General features: G+C 65.1%; 15 protein-coding genes. 9 read left to right on the top strand and 6 right to left on the bottom strand.

What is annotated here, in order from left to right:
• Positions 1-142 precede the first annotated feature (142 nt).
• A complete protein-coding gene (locus CO675_RS18725) occupies positions 143-382 on the bottom strand; it encodes a hypothetical protein (RefSeq protein WP_097673389.1) in 240 nt (79 codons plus the stop codon).
• A 229-nt stretch (positions 383-611) separates the two neighbouring features.
• On the opposite strand from CO675_RS18725, the gene topA reads away from it, so the two are divergent.
• From topA to CO675_RS18690, 7 genes are all read left to right on the top strand, one after another.
• Complete coding sequence (topA, locus tag CO675_RS18720; RefSeq protein ID WP_097673388.1) at positions 612-3,380, top strand: type I DNA topoisomerase; 2,769 nt, start codon at positions 612-614, stop codon at positions 3,378-3,380.
• Positions 3,381-5,747 (top strand): ribonuclease R, encoded by a 2,367-nt coding sequence (gene rnr / locus CO675_RS18715; protein ID WP_097673387.1) that lies wholly within the window; start codon positions 3,381-3,383, stop codon positions 5,745-5,747.
• On the top strand, positions 5,738-6,175 hold the full coding sequence (locus CO675_RS18710; protein WP_097673386.1) for a DUF983 domain-containing protein: 438 nt from the start codon (positions 5,738-5,740) through the stop codon (positions 6,173-6,175). The genes rnr and CO675_RS18710 overlap by 10 nt, the downstream gene beginning before the upstream one ends.
• A gap of 36 nt (positions 6,176-6,211) precedes the next feature.
• Entirely contained in the window at positions 6,212-6,961 is a 750-nt protein-coding gene (locus CO675_RS18705) for an NUDIX hydrolase (protein WP_097673385.1), read from the top strand.
• 204 nt (positions 6,962-7,165) lie between these two features.
• Entirely contained in the window at positions 7,166-8,491 is a 1,326-nt protein-coding gene (locus CO675_RS18700) for an LLM class flavin-dependent oxidoreductase (protein WP_097673384.1), read from the top strand.
• Between the two features lie 128 nt (positions 8,492-8,619).
• Positions 8,620-8,787 (top strand): 50S ribosomal protein L33, encoded by a 168-nt coding sequence (rpmG, locus tag CO675_RS18695; protein ID WP_018271988.1) that lies wholly within the window; start codon positions 8,620-8,622, stop codon positions 8,785-8,787.
• Positions 8,788-8,895: 108 nt separating this feature from the next.
• Positions 8,896-9,426 (top strand): hypothetical protein, encoded by a 531-nt coding sequence (locus CO675_RS18690; protein ID WP_097673383.1) that lies wholly within the window; start codon positions 8,896-8,898, stop codon positions 9,424-9,426.
• Here the strand turns inward: CO675_RS18690 and CO675_RS41755 are convergent.
• The 3 genes from CO675_RS41755 to CO675_RS18670 form a co-directional block, all read right to left on the bottom strand.
• Entirely contained in the window at positions 9,423-9,551 is a 129-nt protein-coding gene (locus CO675_RS41755; RefSeq protein WP_283808111.1) for a hypothetical protein, read from the bottom strand. The genes CO675_RS18690 and CO675_RS41755 overlap by 4 nt on opposite strands.
• Before the next feature lie 72 nt (positions 9,552-9,623).
• Entirely contained in the window at positions 9,624-11,021 is a 1,398-nt protein-coding gene (locus tag CO675_RS18680; RefSeq protein ID WP_097673381.1) for an ammonium transporter, read from the bottom strand.
• A gap of 448 nt (positions 11,022-11,469) precedes the next feature.
• Positions 11,470-12,702, bottom strand: a complete 1,233-nt coding sequence (locus CO675_RS18670; RefSeq protein WP_097673379.1) for an MFS transporter — start codon at positions 12,700-12,702, stop codon at positions 11,470-11,472.
• A 133-nt stretch (positions 12,703-12,835) separates the two neighbouring features.
• Between CO675_RS18670 and CO675_RS18665 the strand changes: the two genes are divergently transcribed.
• Positions 12,836-13,438, top strand: coding sequence for a TetR/AcrR family transcriptional regulator (locus tag CO675_RS18665; protein ID WP_097673378.1), 603 nt, complete (start codon positions 12,836-12,838; stop codon positions 13,436-13,438).
• Positions 13,439-13,569: 131 nt separating this feature from the next.
• Complete coding sequence (locus CO675_RS18660; RefSeq protein WP_245452812.1) at positions 13,570-14,775, top strand: serine hydrolase domain-containing protein; 1,206 nt, start codon at positions 13,570-13,572, stop codon at positions 14,773-14,775.
• A 142-nt stretch (positions 14,776-14,917) separates the two neighbouring features.
• Here the strand turns inward: CO675_RS18660 and CO675_RS18655 are convergent, their stop codons facing one another.
• Together CO675_RS18655 and CO675_RS18650 are read right to left on the bottom strand one after the other, a co-directional pair.
• Entirely contained in the window at positions 14,918-16,291 is a 1,374-nt protein-coding gene (locus tag CO675_RS18655) for a PleD family two-component system response regulator (protein WP_097673377.1), read from the bottom strand.
• Between the two features lie 15 nt (positions 16,292-16,306).
• The gene (locus tag CO675_RS18650) at positions 16,307-16,672 is read right to left on the bottom strand and encodes a response regulator (protein WP_016845968.1); all 366 of its coding nucleotides are present in this window, start codon (positions 16,670-16,672) and stop codon (positions 16,307-16,309) included.
• Positions 16,673-16,744 lie beyond the last annotated feature (72 nt).

Raw genomic sequence — 16,744 nt, 5'->3', positions numbered from 1 at the left:
GAGTCTCAATTGGCGCCCGACGCTGGGGCCGCGATCACGCCTCATCATCAAGTGCGGTGGTTATCGGTCCTGGCTTTCGCCAGGACGACGAATGGAGAGAGCCCTGCGTACAAGGGCCAGCCCCATCATCCCGCAACGTCCGTCACGACAGCTTCCTTCGGCTGCGCGCGCGCAATTGCTCGTCGGCCTCCAGGCGGGTCATCGCGAGCAGATGGTCGAGGACGTCGAATTTGTGGCGCTGGGCGAGTTTGGCGAGCTCGGTCGCGGCCGCTGCGATCAGGACCAGGGCGTCGTCCGGGCCGCCCTCCCCATTTGGCTCCTCGCCCTCCGGTCGCCGTTGGCCGGATGGCTTGGGCTTCTGCCCGCCCCCTGTGCTGCTCAAAAGGCCTAATCCGATTCCCACCCTATATATAAAGAGATACGCCCTTTCCGGCCGCAACTCTAGGACGCATTTTTCAACCCTTGGGATAGAAACTCCACAGCTTGAGCCCTCCCTTCAATATCTGGCGATTTGACACCGACCGCCCCAGCACCCATGTTCGCCCCGACACGGCGGGCCGCGAGTCTAGCGGAACCCACCTTCAAGTTTTCCCGTAAGCTATTGGAATGACATGAATATCGTCATTGTGGAGTCGCCTGCCAAGGCCAAGACGATCAACAAATATCTGGGGTCCTCCTACGAGGTCCTGGCGTCGTTTGGCCATGTTCGCGACCTCCCGGCCAAGAACGGTTCGGTCGATCCGGACGCCAATTTCCAGATGATCTGGGAGGTCGATGCCAAGGCCGCCGGCCGGCTGAACGACATCGCCAAGGCGCTCAAGGGTGCCGACCGCCTGATTCTCGCAACCGACCCTGATCGCGAGGGCGAAGCGATCTCCTGGCACGTGCTGGAGGTGATGAAGGAGAAGCGCGCGCTGAAGGACCAGAAGGTCGAGCGCGTGGTGTTCAACGCCATCACCAAGCAGGCCGTCACCGACGCCATGAAGGCGCCACGCCAGATCGACGGCGCGCTGGTCGACGCCTATATGGCGCGCCGCGCGCTGGACTACCTGGTCGGCTTCACGCTCTCGCCGGTGCTGTGGCGCAAGCTGCCCGGCGCCCGCTCCGCCGGCCGCGTGCAGTCGGTCGCGTTGCGGCTGGTCTGCGACCGCGAGCTCGAGATCGAGAAGTTCGTGCCGAGGGAGTACTGGTCGCTGGTCGCGACCCTGCTGACGCCGCGCGGCGAAGCCTTCGAGGCGCGGCTGGTCGGCGCCGACGGCAAGAAGATCGCACGGCTCGACATCGGCTCCGGCGCGGAAGCCGAGGACTTCAAGAAGGCGATCGAGGCCGCGCTGTTCAAGGTCGCGACCGTCGAGGCCAAGCCGGCGCGGCGCAATCCGCAGGCGCCCTTCACCACCTCGACCCTGCAGCAGGAAGCGAGCCGCAAGCTTGGCTTCGCACCGGCCCACACCATGCGCATCGCGCAGCGGCTGTATGAGGGCATCGACATCGGCGGCGAGACCACCGGTCTCATCACCTATATGCGAACCGACGGCGTGCAGATCGATCCGTCCGCGATCACCCAGGCGCGCAAGGTGATCGGCGAGGACTATGGCAACGCTTATGTGCCGGATGCCCCGCGCCAGTACCAGGCCAAGGCCAAGAACGCGCAGGAAGCGCACGAGGCGATCCGCCCGACCGATCTGTCGCGTCGCCCGGCCGCCATCGGCCGCAGGCTCGATGCCGATCAGGCGCGGCTCTACGAATTGATCTGGAAGCGCACCATTGCGAGCCAGATGGAGTCCGCCGAGCTCGAGCGCACCACCGTCGACATCGAGGCCAAGGCCGGCGCCCGCGTGCTGGAGCTGCGCGCCTCCGGCCAGGTCATCAAGTTCGACGGCTTCCTCGCGCTCTACCAGGAAAGCCGCGACGACGAAGAGGACGAGGATTCACGCCGCCTGCCCGCGATGAGCCAGGGCGAGGCGGTGAAGCGCCAGAGCCTTGCCGTCACCCAGCACTTCACCGAGCCGCCGCCGCGTTTCTCGGAAGCATCATTGGTGAAGCGGATGGAAGAGCTCGGCATCGGCCGCCCCTCGACCTACGCCTCGATCCTGCAGGTGCTGAAGGACCGCGGCTACGTCAAGCTCGAGAAGAAGCGGCTGCACGGCGAGGACAAGGGCCGCGTCGTGGTCGCGTTCCTCGAGAACTTCTTCTCGCGCTACGTCGAATACGACTTCACCGCCGACCTCGAGGAACAGCTCGATCGCGTCTCCAACAACGAGATCGGCTGGCAGCAGGTGCTGCAGGATTTCTGGCGCGGCTTCATCGGCGCGGTCAACGACATCAAGGACCTCCGCGTCGCCGAGGTGCTCGATGCACTCGACGAGATGCTCGGCCCGCATATCTATCCGCCGCGCGCGGATGGCGGCGACGTCAGGCAATGCCCGACTTGCGGCACCGGCCGGCTCAACCTCAAGGCCGGCAAGTTCGGCGCCTTCGTCGGCTGCTCGAACTATCCGGAATGCCGCTACACCCGCCCGCTCGCGGCCGACAGCGCCGAGAGCGCCGATCGCGTGCTCGGCACCGATCCCGACACCGGGTTCGACGTCACGGTGAAGGCCGGCCGGTTCGGCCCCTACATCCAGCTCGGCGAGCAGAAGGATTACGCCGAAGGCGAGAAGCCGAAGCGCGCCGGCATTCCGAAGGGCACCTCGCCTGGCGATGTCGATCTCCAACTGGCGCTGAAGCTGCTGTCGCTGCCGCGCGAGATCGGCAAGCATCCGGAAACCGGGCAGCCGATCACCGCCGGCCTCGGCCGGTTCGGGCCGTTCGTGAAGCACGAGAAGACCTATGCCAGCCTCGAGGCCGGCGACGAAGTGTTCGACATCGGGTTGAACCGCGCCGTCACGCTGATCGCGGAGAAGATCGCCAAGGGCCCGAGCGGCCGCCGCTTCGGTGCCGATCCGGGCAAGCCGCTCGGCGACCACCCGACGCTCGGCGCCGTCGCGCTGAAGAACGGCCGCTACGGCGCCTATGTCGCCGCCGGCGGCGTCAACGCGACGATCCCGAGCGACCGCACCCCGGACGAGATCACGCTCGCGGAAGCGATCGCGCTGATCGACGAACGCGCGGCCAAGGGCGGCGGCAAGAAGGCCAAGAAGGCGAAGGCGGAAAAGCCGGCCAAGGCCAAGAAGGCCAAGACGTCTGAGGAGACCGACGGCGACGCCGAGGCCAAGCCCGCCAAGAAGGCTGCGTCCAAGAAGGCTGCGGCGAAACCGAAAACGGATGCGACCAGCAAGGCGCGCGCGCCGGTCGCCTCCGGTGCCAAGACGTCGCCCGCAAAGTCATCGACGTCAGCGAAAGCGCCCGCGAAGAAGAGCGCCGGCAAGGCAAGAGGATAAGTGAAACGAAAACCCGACCATGGCTTTCCGGGCCGGGACGCCATCGTCGCCTTCATTCGCGCCAATCCAGGCAAGGTCGGCACCCGCGAGATCGCGCGCGAGTTCGGCCTGAAGAACGCCGACCGCATCGAGCTGAAGCGGATCCTGCGCGAGCTCGCCGACGACGGCACGGTCGCCAAGCGCGGCCGCAAGATCCACGAGCCGGCGGCGCTGCCGCCGACCGTGCTCGCCGACATCACCAGCCGCGACAGCGATGGCGAGCTGATCGCCACCCCCGCCGAGTGGGACTCGGAAGACGGCACCGCCCCCAAAATCCGCATCGAGATGCCGCGGCGGCCGAAGCCCGGCACCACCGCCGGCGTGGGCGACCGCGCGCTGCTCCACGTCGAGGTGACCGACGAGAACGACGGCACGCCCTATCGCGGCCGCATCATCAAGGTGATCGATCACGGCCGCAGTCGCATCCTCGGCATCTTCCGCAAGAACCCCGATGGCGGCGGGCGCCTGATCCCGGTCGACAAGAAGCAGGCCGGCCGCGAGCTCAACATCGCCAAGGCCGACAGCGGCGGCGCCGAGGACGGCGACCTCATCAGTGTCGACCTGATCCGCACCCGCGGCTACGGGCTCGCCTCCGCACGCGTCAAGGAGCGGCTCGGCTCGATCGCCAGTGAAAAGGCGATCAGCCTGATCGCGATCAACACTCACGACATCCCGCAGGTGTTCTCCGCCGCCGCCGTGCGCGAATCCGAGGAAGCAAAGCCCGCGACCTTGCAAGGCCGCGAGGACTGGCGCGACGTGCCGCTCGTCACCATCGACCCACCGGACGCCAAGGATCACGACGACGCCGTGCATGCCGAGGTCGATTCCGATCCGAACAACAAGGGCGGCTTCATCGTCCATGTCGCGATCGCCGACGTCGCCTTCTATGTGCGGCCCGGCTCGGCGCTCGATCGCGACGCGCTCCAGCGCGGCAACTCGGTGTACTTCCCCGATCGGGTGGTGCCGATGCTGCCCGAGCGCATCTCCAATAATCTCTGCTCGCTGGTGCCGGGTGAGCCGCGCGGCGCGCTCGCGGTGCGGATGGTGATCGGTGCCGACGGCCGCAAGCGCTCGCACACCTTCCATCGCGTGCTGATGCGCTCGGCCGCGAAGCTCAATTACGCGCAGGCGCAGGCCGCGATCGACGGCAGGCCCGACGACACCACGGGCCCCCTGCTCGATCCGATCCTCAAGCCGCTGTGGTCGGCCTATGAGCTGGTCAAGCTCGCACGCAACGAGCGCGACCCGCTCGATCTCGATCTGCCCGAGCGCAAGATTCTGCTGAAACCGGACGGTACCGTCGATCGGGTGATCGTGCCGCAGCGGCTCGATGCGCACCGGCTGATCGAGGAGTTCATGATCCTCGCCAACGTCGCTGCCGCCGAGATGCTGGAGAAGAAGGCGCTGCCGCTGATCTACCGCGTGCATGACGAGCCGAGCCAGGAGAAGGTCCACAACCTCCAGGAATTCCTGAAGACGCTCGACCTGCCCTTCACCAAGCAGGGCGCGCTGCGTCCTGCGCAGTTCAACCGTGTGCTGGCACAGGTCTCCGGCGAGGATTATGAGCCGCTGGTCAACGAGGTGGTGCTGCGCTCGCAGGCGCAAGCCGAATACTCCGCCGAGAACTACGGCCATTTCGGCTTGAACCTGCGCCGCTACGCGCACTTCACCTCGCCGATCCGCCGCTACGCCGATCTGATCGTGCATCGCGCGTTGATCCGCGCGCTCGGCCTCGGCGAAGGCGCCTTGCCGACCGATGAGAGCGTGGAGACGCTGGCCGAGGTCGCCGCGCAGATTTCCGTCACCGAGCGCCGCGCAATGAAGGCGGAGCGCGAGACCACGGACCGGCTGATCGCGCATTTCCTCGCCGATCGCATCGGCGCTTCGTTCCAGGGCCGCATCTCCGGTGTGACGCGCGCCGGCCTGTTCGTGAAGCTCGACGACACCGGTGCCGACGGCCTGATCCCGATCCGCACCATCGGCAGCGAATATTTCAACTACGACGAAACCCGCCACGCGCTGATCGGCACGCGCAGCGGCACCATGTATCGGCTCGGCGATGTCGTCGACGTGCGCCTGGTCGAGGCCGCGCCGGTGGCGGGCGCGTTGCGCTTTGAGCTATTATCCGAAGGCCAGGCAATTCCGCGCGGCAGAAAACGCGACGGCGTCGGAACCGACCGCCGCCCCGCGGGATTTGGCAAGGGGCCTAAGGGGCCAAAAAAGGGGTCCGGCAAGAAGGCGCACAAGGAACGGAAGGCACGCAAGAAAGACCGCAAGCCGGCGAAACAGAAGCCCGGCAAATCGAAGCGAGGCACGTCATGGAGGTGACACCGCCGACGGTGGTCTGGACTCGCGATGCAGCCGAGCCCGAGAAGCGCGACGTATGGACCGCAATGAAGCGCGGGTTCCTCAGCCGTTGTCCGCGCTGCGGAAAAGGCCGGCTGTTCCGCAAGTTCCTCAAATGCGACGGCCATTGTCCGGTCTGCGATCTCGATTTCTCGCCGCATCGCGCCGACGATCTGCCCGCCTATCTCGTCATCGTCATCGTCGGCCATATCGTGGTACCGACCGCGCTGTGGATCGAGACCGACTATTCGCCGCCGGTGTGGCTGCAGCTTGCGATCTATCTGCCGCTCACACTGTTCGCATCACTGGCGCTGTTGCAGCCGGTCAAGGGAGCCGTGATCGGCTTGCAATGGGCCCTGCGCATGCATGGCTTTGACGAGAATCCCCCTAGCGACATCCCGCCGGTCTAGCTAAACCGGCCCACAAGAAGAAATGAAAGGGATGAAATGACTGAAGCTGCCGCCCCCGCCGCCGTCGTCCACCAGGGCGAGAAGGAAGCCGATCATCACGCGTATTTCCGGCCGAAGGATGCGGCGACGCTGATCCTGATCGATCGCTCCGGCGCCAAGCCGAAGGTCCTGGTCGGCAAGCGCCACGACAAGGTCGTGTTCATGCCCGGCAAGTTCGTGTTCCCCGGCGGCCGCGTCGACAAGGCCGACAACCGCGTGCCGGTCGCGGCTCCAATCACGCCCGAGCTCGAAGCCAATCTGTTGAAGGGCAGCCCGAAGATCACGCCCGGCCGCGCACGCGCGCTCGCCAATGCGGCGATCCGCGAAGCCTGCGAAGAGACCGGGCTCTGCCTTGGCCGCAAGGTCGAGAAGTCGCAGAAGCTCGACGGCCCCTGGGCGCCGTTCGCCGACGCAGGCCTCTTGCCCGATCCGTCCGGCCTGTTCCTGATCGCGCGTGCGATCACGCCGCCTGGCCGCGTCCGCCGCTTCGACACCCGCTTCTTCACCGCCGATGCCTCAACCATCGCGCATCGTGTCGAAGGCGTGGTGCATGCCGACGCCGAGCTGGTCGAGCTCGTGTGGGTCGAGATCGGCTCCGAGCCGCTCGCGGACGCGCACGCCATGACCAAGAATGTGCTCGCCGAGCTCGACCGCCGCCTCGCGACCGGCCCGCTGCGTCACGACGCGCCGGTGCCGTTCTTCCATTTCTATAGCGGCAAGATGCAGAAGGACGTGCTGGGGGCGTGATATCACCCGGTCATTCCGGGGCGGCGCAAAGCGACGAACCCGGAATCCAGAAGTTGTGGCGCGAGATTCCGGGTTCATCGCTGCGCGATGCCCCGGAATGACAGTGTCGAGAGGACACGCAAAAACAAAATAATCTTCCCGATGGCGCGCCGCGAAGGGCCTCCCTATCTGTTCCGCTAACGACATCAAGAACGGAACGGGGCAATGGCGAAGCGTCAACTCAAGCTCGGCGCATTCATGCGGCCGATCAGCATCCACACCGGCGCCTGGCGCTATCCCGGGGCCTGGCCCGACGCCAATTTCAACTTCGACCACATCAAGACGCTGATCCGAAAGCTCGAGGCCGGCAAGTTCGACGCCTTCTTCATGGCCGACCATCTGGCCGTGCTCAACATGCCGATCAACGCGCTGAAGCGCAGCCACACCGTGACGTCGTTCGAGCCGTTCACGCTGCTGTCGGCACTCGCGGCCGTCACCGAGAATATCGGCCTGATCGCGACCGGCTCGACCACCTTCGACGAGCCCTATCACGTCGCCCGGCGCTTCGCCTCGCTCGACCACATCTCCGGCGGCCGCGCCGGCTGGAATATCGTCACCACGTCCAATCCGGACGCGGCGCTGAATTTCGGCCTCGACGATCACATGGAACACGCCGAGCGCTACAGGCGCGCCCGCGAGTTCTACGACGTCGTCACGGGCTTATGGGATTCGTTCGCCGACGATGCGTTCGTGCGCGACGTCGAGTCCGGGCTGTTCGTCGATCCCGACAAGATGCATGTGCTCAATCACAAGGGCAAATATCTCTCGGTGCGCGGCCCGCTGAACATCGCCCGCCCCGTGCAGGGCTGGCCTGTCATCGTGCAGGCCGGTGCTTCCGACGACGGCAGGCAGCTTGCGGCCGAGACGGCGGAGGCCGTGTTCACCGGCGGTGGCAGTCTTGCCGACGGACAGAAGCTCTATGCCGACATCAAGGGCCGCATGGAGAAGATCGGCCGCGATCCCGAGCATCTGAAGATCCTGCCCGGCGCCTTCGTCGTGGTCGGCGACAGTGTCGAGGAAGCCAGGGAGAAGCGCGCACTGCTCGACAGCCGCGTGCATTACGACAGCGCGATCGCCTCGCTCTCGGTGATTCTCGGCACCGATGCATCCGGCTTCGATCCCGACGGTCAGTTGCCGCCGATCCCGGAGACCAATGCCAGCAAGAGCGGCCGGCAGCGCCTCGTCGATATCGCCGCGCGCGACAAGCTCACCGTGCGCCAGCTCGCCCAGCGCGTCGGCGGCTATGGCGGGCTTGCCTTCGTCGGTACACCGCAGAGCATCGCCGACCAGATGGAGGAATGGCTGACCGGCCGCGGCAGCGACGGCTTCAACATCATGTTCCCCTATCTGCCGCAGGGCCTGTTCGAGTTCGTCGACAAGGTGGTCCCGGAACTGCAAAAGCGCGGGATTTTCCGTAACCAGTACGAAGGGCGGACCCTGCGCGAGAATTTGGGCCTGCCGCGGCCCAAAAATCAGTTCTTCGAGGGGTAATCGGCCCGGAATCGGGCTGGTTTTGGCTCGGAAATCCTTGACTTTGGGCGGTTTCTGGCTAGTTTCCCGGCCAAACGCGGGCCGATTTGGCCGGCTCCCGATATCCCTGCATTTTCGAGGTTTTGCACATGGCCAAAGCGGTCACCATCAAGGTCAAGCTCGTGTCGACGGCCGATACCGGCTTCTATTACGTCGCCAAGAAGAATTCGCGCACCATGACCGACAAGCTGGTCAAGAAGAAGTACGACCCGGTCGCGCGCAAGCACGTCGAGTTCAAGGAAGCCAAGATCAAGTAAGATCGCCTGCTTCCGGCGTTTCAAACGGGGCCCTCGCGGCCCCGTTTTTGCTTTGTGGCCTAGCGTCATCACGCATGATTCCCGGACCAGTCCGGGCGCAGGGCTCAGATGATCGCAAGCTTGGACGAGGGAAACGTCGGCGGTTACTCGGTCGCCTACGGCCGCGAGGACACCTACTTTCCGGTCTATGTCACGGCTGCTCTCGCCGCGATCTTCCTGACCGCAAGCTGGATCACCGGCGCGCTGTATTGGCTGGCGCCGGCGGCGGCAGCGGCCGGCTTCACCTATTACAACATCCCTCTGCTGGAGGCCGGTCGCCCGACCATCGGGGCCAACCAGTACGGCATCTTCATCCAGGCCTTCGGGCTGATCCGCTGGCGCGCCATCACGCGCATCGATCTCGTCGAGATCGCCGAGCGCGCGATGACCGTTCACGAATTGCAGATCGCACTCAATGGGCCGCTCGGCAGCGCCCTGGTGGCCGATTGGCGCAAGCGGCCGGCCTATCGGCTGCTGATGCGCTTGCCGTGGCGCATGGACCATCGTGGCGTGGTCCGCGTCAGTCTCGAGCCATTCGACCGGACGCCCGACGAAATCCACCGGACGTTCCTCAGGATGTGGCGCTACTACCGGAGCTAGCCCTTGAACGCCTCATCGCTCAGATGCGCGTCCGCGATACGCGCATCCGGATTGTGTGTGATGGTCATGAACCAAATGAGGCTGAAGAACAGCGACCACGCTGTGTTCCAATAGAACCAGTTCATCGGATCACCTCGAACAGCTTTGATCCGCGCCAGCCGGCGAAGATCACCGGCTGTGCGGAACGCCGCCAAAGTCTACTGCACGACCTCGCCGTGCAGTGCCAGATCCAACCCTTCGCGCTCGATATCCCGCGTCACGCGAAGCCCGACGAAGAGATTGATCACGAACAGGATGATCAGGCTCACCACGGCATCATACACGAAAACCGTCGCGACGCCGATGCATTGATTGATGAACTGCCCGGGATTTCCCTCCAGAACGCCGGCCGTACCACCATACTGCTCGACCGCGAATACCCCGGTCAGCAGCGCACCGACGATGCCGCCGAGGGCATGGACACCGAAGCAGTCCAGCGCATCATCGTAGCTGAACATGCGCTTCAAGCCGGTGCATCCCCAATAGCAGCAGACGCCGGCGGCGATGCCGATGGCGAAAGCGCCGACCGGCCCGACGAAGCCGGAGGCCGGCGTGATCGCGACGAGGCCCGCGACGGCACCCGAGCAGATGCCGACGACGGTCGGCTTGCCCTTCAATGCCCACTCCACCAGCATCCAGGTGAAGCCCGCCACGGCGGTCGCGATCTGGGTCACCAGCATGGCCATGCCCGCCTGCATTCCGGCCGTGACCGCGGAGCCGGCGTTGAAGCCGAACCAGCCGACCCACAGCAGCGAGGCGCCGATGAAGGTCAGCACCATGTTGTGCGCCGGCCCGGTCTCGACGCGCTTGCCGAGCATGATGGCGCACATCAGGCCCGCGACGCCGGCATTGATGTGCACCACGGTGCCGCCGGCGAAATCGAGAACCTTGACATAGGCAGCGTCGTTGCCCGCCGAGAAGATCCCGTCAGGACCCCAGACCCAGTGCGCGATCGGCGCATAAACCAAGATCGCCCACAGCCCGATGAACCAGAGCATCGCGGAGAACTTCATCCGCTCGGCAAACGCGCCGGCGATCAGCGCCGGCGTGATGATGGCGAAGGTCATCTGGAAGCAGATGTAGACCGACTCGGGGATGGTCGCGGCGAGCGGATTGGGATTGCCGATGCCGCCCTTGCCTATGTCGCTCAGGATGTCCTTGAGGAACATCCGATCCAGACCGCCGATGAACGGCGTGCCGGCACGAAACGCCAGGCTGTAGGTGATGACGGCAAACAGGATCGTGACCAGGCAGGTGACGGCGAAGCTGGTCATCACGGTGTCACCGACATTCTTCTTGCGCACCATGCCGCCATAGAACAGGCCGAGCCCCGGGACCGTCATCATCAGGACGAGCGCGACTGACGTGAGCATCCAGGCGGTGTCGCCGGAATTCGGCGTGCACTTCTCGAGGATCTTGCCGCCGCAGGCCGGCGGTACCGCCGCATCCTCGGCCAGCGCGAGGTCGCTGAACAGCAGGCAAAGAACTGCCACTCCCAGCAGCGCAACCAGGATTCTCACGAGCTTCGGGCGCGTGTATGTCGCAGACTCCATCATCGTCCTCCCATCACAAGAAATGCTGGTGTTCGGAATGGGCGCAGCGCGCCCCGGGCATCGGGGGTGCCGACGGCGCGAAGCCGCAAGGCCGCGGCATCAGACCGGACGTGAGGCACAAAGGCCTCCTGCTCGGCGGCGCGGCGAAGGCCGTGGTGCGCGGATGGCTGGAGAATGACGGCGACTAGCCTCATCGCGGCCAGCCCTTCCCATGGGTCCCCAGGCCGGAACCTCAGCGGCGGGTTCCGGCACGATTTCTAGCCAAATTGAAACAAGATTCGTGCCACGACAGCGTGCTGCGTAACGTTTTGAAAGCACTGCTACTTCGATGCGCGACCGGAACGGCTTCGCGCTCCATTGCCCGTTCTCGGAGCAAACGTTCGATGGAAAAATAGGCAGCCACCGGCGACTGCCCTCGCATGGGGGAGTCGCCGGTGGCTGGGATCGGAAGCTAGGCGGCCTTGAGCAGCGGCGGTTGCGCCGGGCGGATCAGCGCGAACGCGACCTGGATGATGCCACCGGCAAGACCGAGCGCGACGCCGATCCGCCAGGCCATGGTGTAGGAGCCGAGCGAGTCGTAGATCACCCCTCCTCCATAAGCACCGAGGAAGCTGCCGACCTGGTGGCTCATGAAGGCAAGGCCCTGGATCATCGCCTGCCAGCGCAGACCGAACATCTCGGCCACCGCGCCCGCGACCAGCGGACCGACGCCCATCCAAAGGAAGCCCATGATGGCCCCGAACAGCAAGGTCGAGCCCGGCGTTGCCGGCAGCATGAAGTACCAGGCCAGCGCCAGCGAGCGCAGGATGTAGATGCCGCCGAGCAGCGCGAGCTTGTTCCAGCGCTGGCCGGCCCAGCCGAAGAACAGCGAGCCTAGCACGTTGAAGCCGCCGATCATGCCGAGCGTCTGCGCGCTCAGCATCGGATCGAGTCCGCAGATCGCCAGATACGACGGCAGGTGCGTGGTGAGGAAGACGAGCTGCATGCCGCAGACCATGTAGGCGCAGGTCATCACCACGAAGGACGCGTTGCCGAACGCGGTCTTGGCCGCGGTCGCCGCGGTGGCGTTGCCGATATCATCGGCCGCCGGCTTCGGCAGCGGGATCTTGTCGACGCGGCCGGCATATAGCGCGGCTGGAATCATCCCGATCGACAGGATGACGAATCCGGCAAGCCCGACCCGCCAACCGAACCCTTCATTGAGCATCTGGCCGATCGGCGCCGACAGTAACGCACCGAGCGAGCCCGCGGCGGAGACCATGCCGAGCACGGTCGAGCGCACCGTCTCCGACACCGCGCGTGCCGCAACCGACATCGCGATCGCATTCGCGGTGCAGGCCAGCGACAGGCCGATCAGCACACCGGCGCCGATCATGATGGCGACGAGGCCATGCGCCGTCGTCATCAGAACGAGGCCCGCGATGTAAGCCAGCGCACCGACCACCATGATCGGGCGGAAGCCGTAACGCACCGTCATCGCGCCCGCGAACGGCTGCAGGAAGCCCCAGGCGAGGTTCTGCACCGCCAGCGCCAGCGTGAAATGCGACACCGAGATGCCGATGTCGTGCGTCAGCGGCTGCATGAAGATGCCGAGGCTCTGCCGCAGCCCCATGCTCAGCGTGAGCATGATGGAGGCGCCGATCAGAATGGGAAGCGTGGGACGCAGGACCTGCAACAGGGGCATTGTTCTTATTCTCCCATGACGGCGCGGCACGAATGCCACGGCCTGCGATTCACGCGTGTTTTGGTTACACAGACCTGTGTACTTAGGCTATACAGGGGGCCAACTGTCAAGCGAAGAGGATCACGGCCGGCGCATGGCTTCCCCGCCTCCCAAACAGACCATGAAAGAGCGGATCCTCGAGACCGCCGACAAACTGTTCTACCTGCAGGGCATTCGTGCCATCGGCGTCGACACCATCGCGGCCGAGATCGGCATCAGCAAACGCACGCTCTACAATCACTTCCCGTCCAAGGATGCGCTGATCGAGGCCTATCTGCAGCGCCGCTTCGTGCAGCCCCGCGCGTCCGACAAGCCGCCGGCCGAGCAGATTCTCGCAACCTTCGATTCGCTGGAGCGGCGTTTCTCGGCGAAGGATTTTCGCGGCTGTCCTTTCGTGAACGCGGTCGCCGAGCTCGGGCCGGACGACGAGGACCGCACCGTCCGCAATATCGCCGTCGCCTTCAAGGAAAGCCGCCGAGTCTGGTTTCGCGATCTGCTGCGGCAGCTCGGCGTCGCCGATGCCGAGGCACTTGCGACCCAGCTGACGCTGCTGGTCGACGGCTCGATCGCGCAGGACCTGGTGCGCGACGATCCGGCCATGGCGCGCGCGGCCAAGGAAGCCGCCCGCGTGCTGCTGGCGAATGCGGGCGTCAAGGTGGGCGGCGCCGCGCCTGCGGACAACAAGCGCACTAGATAAATCCGGTTGCGTACACAAGTCCGGTTTGGTTGGTAGCGTGACGGCACGCGACGGCATACCCGATTGGATATTCCGTCAGGCGAGATTGACGGCGACCGCGCGACAACCTGCGGCACAACTGGGGAGCGACCATGGAAGATCTGAAGGTGACGGCCACCGGCTACGATTTCGCGCCGGCGCGCGCCGCCATGCAGCGCTATATCGACAACAATCTGCTGTCCGGAATCTCCTGGTCGGTTCTGGTCGGGCGCGACATCGCCGACACGGGCTGTGTCGGATGGGCCGACAAGGAAGCGCAGACCCCGCTGCGCACCGACCACATCTTCCGGGTATTCTCCAACACCAAGCTGATCACTTCCTGCGCGGCGCTATTGCTGTTCGAGGATGGCCGCTTCCAGCTCGACGATCCGATCGAGAAATTCATCCCGCAGCTCCGCAACCGCAAGGTCCTGCTGAAAGGCGCGACGTCGATCGATCAAACCGAGCCCGCGAAGAGTTCGATCACCATCCGCCAATTGCTCAGCCACAGCGCCGGCTTGAGTTACGGTTTCTTTGATCCCGGCACCGTCATTTTCAAGGCGCTCAACGAGCGCGGCGTGCACAATCCCAACACGACCCTGGCTGAAATGGTCGACGTGCTGGCCGATCTGCCGCTGATCTATCAGCCGGGCACCTCGTGGGAATATTCGCTTGCGATCGACGTCGTGGCACGGCTGGTGGAAGTCGTCAGCGGCCAGACCTTCGACAATTTCATCAAGGCGCGCATCCTCGATCCGCTCGGCATGGTCGATACCGGCTTCGTCGTTCCGGAGCAGGATCAGGGGCGCCTCGTCGCGTACTACGCCGGTGCGGATCTGATGGAGCCGATGAAGCCGGGTCTCACCCGCACCGACAATGCGCCGTTCCCCGGCGCCTATCTGCGCCCGGTCGCAAGGCTCAATGGCGGCGGCGGCCTGGTGTCGACGCTGCCCGACATGGTCGCGCTGATCCGCAGCCTGCTGCCGGGAGGACCGACCCTGCTGAAGCCGGACACGATCGCCGCGATGATGTCCAACCAGTTGCCCGAAGGACAGTGGATCCGCTTCGCGATGATGGGCGAGCAACCTGGCAAGGCGCACGGGCTTGCCGGTGGCCTGATCCTCACCCCCTCGCCGATCGATCATCCCGACGCGGCCGGCGAATTCTACTGGGGTGGCGTCGCGGGCACCCAGTGGTGGATTTCGCCCAAGAAGGGTATTGCCGGCGTCATGATGGCGCAGCGCCAGATGGCGTTCGTCCATCCGTTCTCGTTCGAGTTCAAGCGGCTGGCCTATGACGCGGTGAAGCGCGGGCGATAGCTTCATCTACCTGTCGTCACCCGCGAAAGCGGGTGACCCGGTATTCCGGATGCAGTGACGCTTGAAACGAGAAGCCACGGCGTACTGGATACCCCGCTTTCGCAGGGTACGACGACGGAGGATACGAAGAGCGTGACGCGCGCTACGCCGCCGCAGATACCACGCGGTTGCGGCCATCGTGCTTGGCGCGATAGAGCGCGGTGTCGGCGCGCTTGAGCACGTCGGCGACCTGCTCGCCCTTGCGTTCCAGGGTGGTGAGCCCGATCGAGATCGTGACCGTGATCCTCTTGCCGCCCTTGTCGACGGCAAACGGCTCGCCCGCGATCGAGCGGCGCAGCCGCTCTGCGACCATGCCGGCGACATGCAGATCGGTCTCCGGCATCACGATCACGAACTCCTCGCCGCCATAGCGGCAGGCGAGATCGATGCCGCGGATCGACTTGCGGATGCGAACCGCGAATTCGCGCAGCACATCGTCGCCGGCGTCATGGCCGTAGGTGTCGTTGATCGCCTTGAAGTAGTCGATGTCGAGGATCATCAGCGCCAGCGGCTTGCCGCGGATCGAGGCTTGCTCCGCCAGGGTCGCGAGGTGGCTCTCCATGTAGCGCCGGTTATTGAGGCCGGTCAGCGCATCGGTAATCGCCATCTCGATCGAGTTCTGCACGTTGTCGCGCAGATGGTCGGTGTAGCGGCGGCGGCGGATCTGGGTGCGCGCACGCGCCAACAGCTCGTTCTTGTCGACCGGGCGCAGCAGATAGTCGTTGACGCCGATCTCGAGCCCGCGCATCAGCCGCGCATTGTTGTCGGCATCCGAAACCGCGAGAATCGGCACCTGGCGCGTGCGCTCCAGCGAGCGGGCCTGGCTGCACAGCCGCAGGCCATCGAAATTGTCGAGGCTGAGCGAGACGATCAGGAGGTCGTAATTGCCCTCGGCGGCGTGAAACAGCGCTTCCGCCGGATTGGTTTCGACGTCGACGGTGTGCTCGGCGGAGAGGATCGGCGCCAGCTTCTCGTAGGACGACGGCCGGTCGTCGACCAGCAGGATGCGGCCGCCCGTTCCGCGATCGGCGATCGCGCTGCGCTCGGGCGCCTGCATGCCGATCTCGAGCGAGGTGATGGCGCGCATGCGCAGCTCATCGGTCATCATCTTCAGGCGCGTCAGCGAGCGCACGCGCGCGATCAGCACGACGTCGGACACCGGCTTGGTCAGGAAGTCATCGGCGCCGGCCTCGAGGCCGCGCACGCGATCGGCGGGACTGTCGAGCGCAGTGACGATGACGACGGGGATGAAGTGGGTCGCCGGATTCGACTTCAGGCGTCGGCAGACCTCGAAGCCGTCCATGTCCGGCATCATGACGTCGAGCAGGATGATGTCGCATTCGGCGCGCGCGCAGATTTCCAGCGCCTCGGTCCCGTTGGAAGCGGTCAGCACGTCGAAGTATTCGGCGGACAGCCGGGCTTCCAACAGCTTGACGTTCGCCGGAACGTCATCGACGACGAGGATACGCGCGGACATGGCACCACAACTCCCCTATCCGATAAAGCGTCGGACAGTCTCAATAAATTTGCCGACCGAGATCGGCTTGGACAAATAGGCTTCGCAGCCGCCCTCGCGGATGCGCTCTTCATCGCCCTTCATGGCGAAGGCGGTCACCGCGACCACCGGAATCGTGCGCAGATCGGGATCGTCCTTGATCCAGCGCGTAACCTCCAGGCCGGACACCTGGGGCAGTTGAATATCCATCAGGATGAGGTCGGGTCGCAGCTTGCGGACGAGATCGAGCGCTTCGAAGCCATTGCTGGTGCCCGAAGTCTGATAGCCATGCGCTTCCAACAGATCGCGAAAGAGCTTCATATTGAGCTCGTTGTCCTCCACGATCAGGACGGTTTTGGCCATCCCGTCCCTCCCAGACTTAGGAAACAGGCCCGGCTGCGGCACCTCACGCACCGCGCGCGGAGCGCGTCGAAA

The organism is Bradyrhizobium sp. C9, from assembly GCF_002532045.1.
Taxonomy (GTDB): domain Bacteria; phylum Pseudomonadota; class Alphaproteobacteria; order Rhizobiales; family Xanthobacteraceae; genus Bradyrhizobium.
Note: the sequence above shows the minus strand (reverse complement) of the source record. Positions and strands in the feature narration are given on the sequence as shown.

Bases quoted from the DNA above. Each gene is read 5' to 3' on its own strand.
- topA (WP_097673388.1), top strand. From the start codon at position 612: ATGAATATCGTCATTGTGGAGTCGCCTGCCAAGGCCAAGACGATCAAC.
- CO675_RS18710 (WP_097673386.1), top strand. From the start codon at position 5,738: ATGGAGGTGACACCGCCGACGGTGGTCTGGACTCGCGATGCAGCCGAG.
- CO675_RS18705 (WP_097673385.1), top strand. From the start codon at position 6,212: ATGACTGAAGCTGCCGCCCCCGCCGCCGTCGTCCACCAGGGCGAGAAG.
- CO675_RS18700 (WP_097673384.1), top strand. From the start codon at position 7,166: ATGGCGAAGCGTCAACTCAAGCTCGGCGCATTCATGCGGCCGATCAGC.
- rpmG (WP_018271988.1), top strand. From the start codon at position 8,620: ATGGCCAAAGCGGTCACCATCAAGGTCAAGCTCGTGTCGACGGCCGAT.
- CO675_RS18690 (WP_097673383.1), top strand. From the start codon at position 8,896: ATGATCGCAAGCTTGGACGAGGGAAACGTCGGCGGTTACTCGGTCGCC.
- CO675_RS41755 (WP_283808111.1), bottom strand. From the start codon at position 9,551: ATGAACTGGTTCTATTGGAACACAGCGTGGTCGCTGTTCTTCAGCCTC.
- CO675_RS18680 (WP_097673381.1), bottom strand. From the start codon at position 11,021: ATGATGGAGTCTGCGACATACACGCGCCCGAAGCTCGTGAGAATCCTG.
- CO675_RS18670 (WP_097673379.1), bottom strand. From the start codon at position 12,702: ATGCCCCTGTTGCAGGTCCTGCGTCCCACGCTTCCCATTCTGATCGGC.
- CO675_RS18665 (WP_097673378.1), top strand. From the start codon at position 12,836: ATGGCTTCCCCGCCTCCCAAACAGACCATGAAAGAGCGGATCCTCGAG.
- CO675_RS18660 (WP_245452812.1), top strand. From the start codon at position 13,570: ATGGAAGATCTGAAGGTGACGGCCACCGGCTACGATTTCGCGCCGGCG.
- CO675_RS18655 (WP_097673377.1), bottom strand. From the start codon at position 16,291: ATGTCCGCGCGTATCCTCGTCGTCGATGACGTTCCGGCGAACGTCAAG.
- CO675_RS18650 (WP_016845968.1), bottom strand. From the start codon at position 16,672: ATGGCCAAAACCGTCCTGATCGTGGAGGACAACGAGCTCAATATGAAG.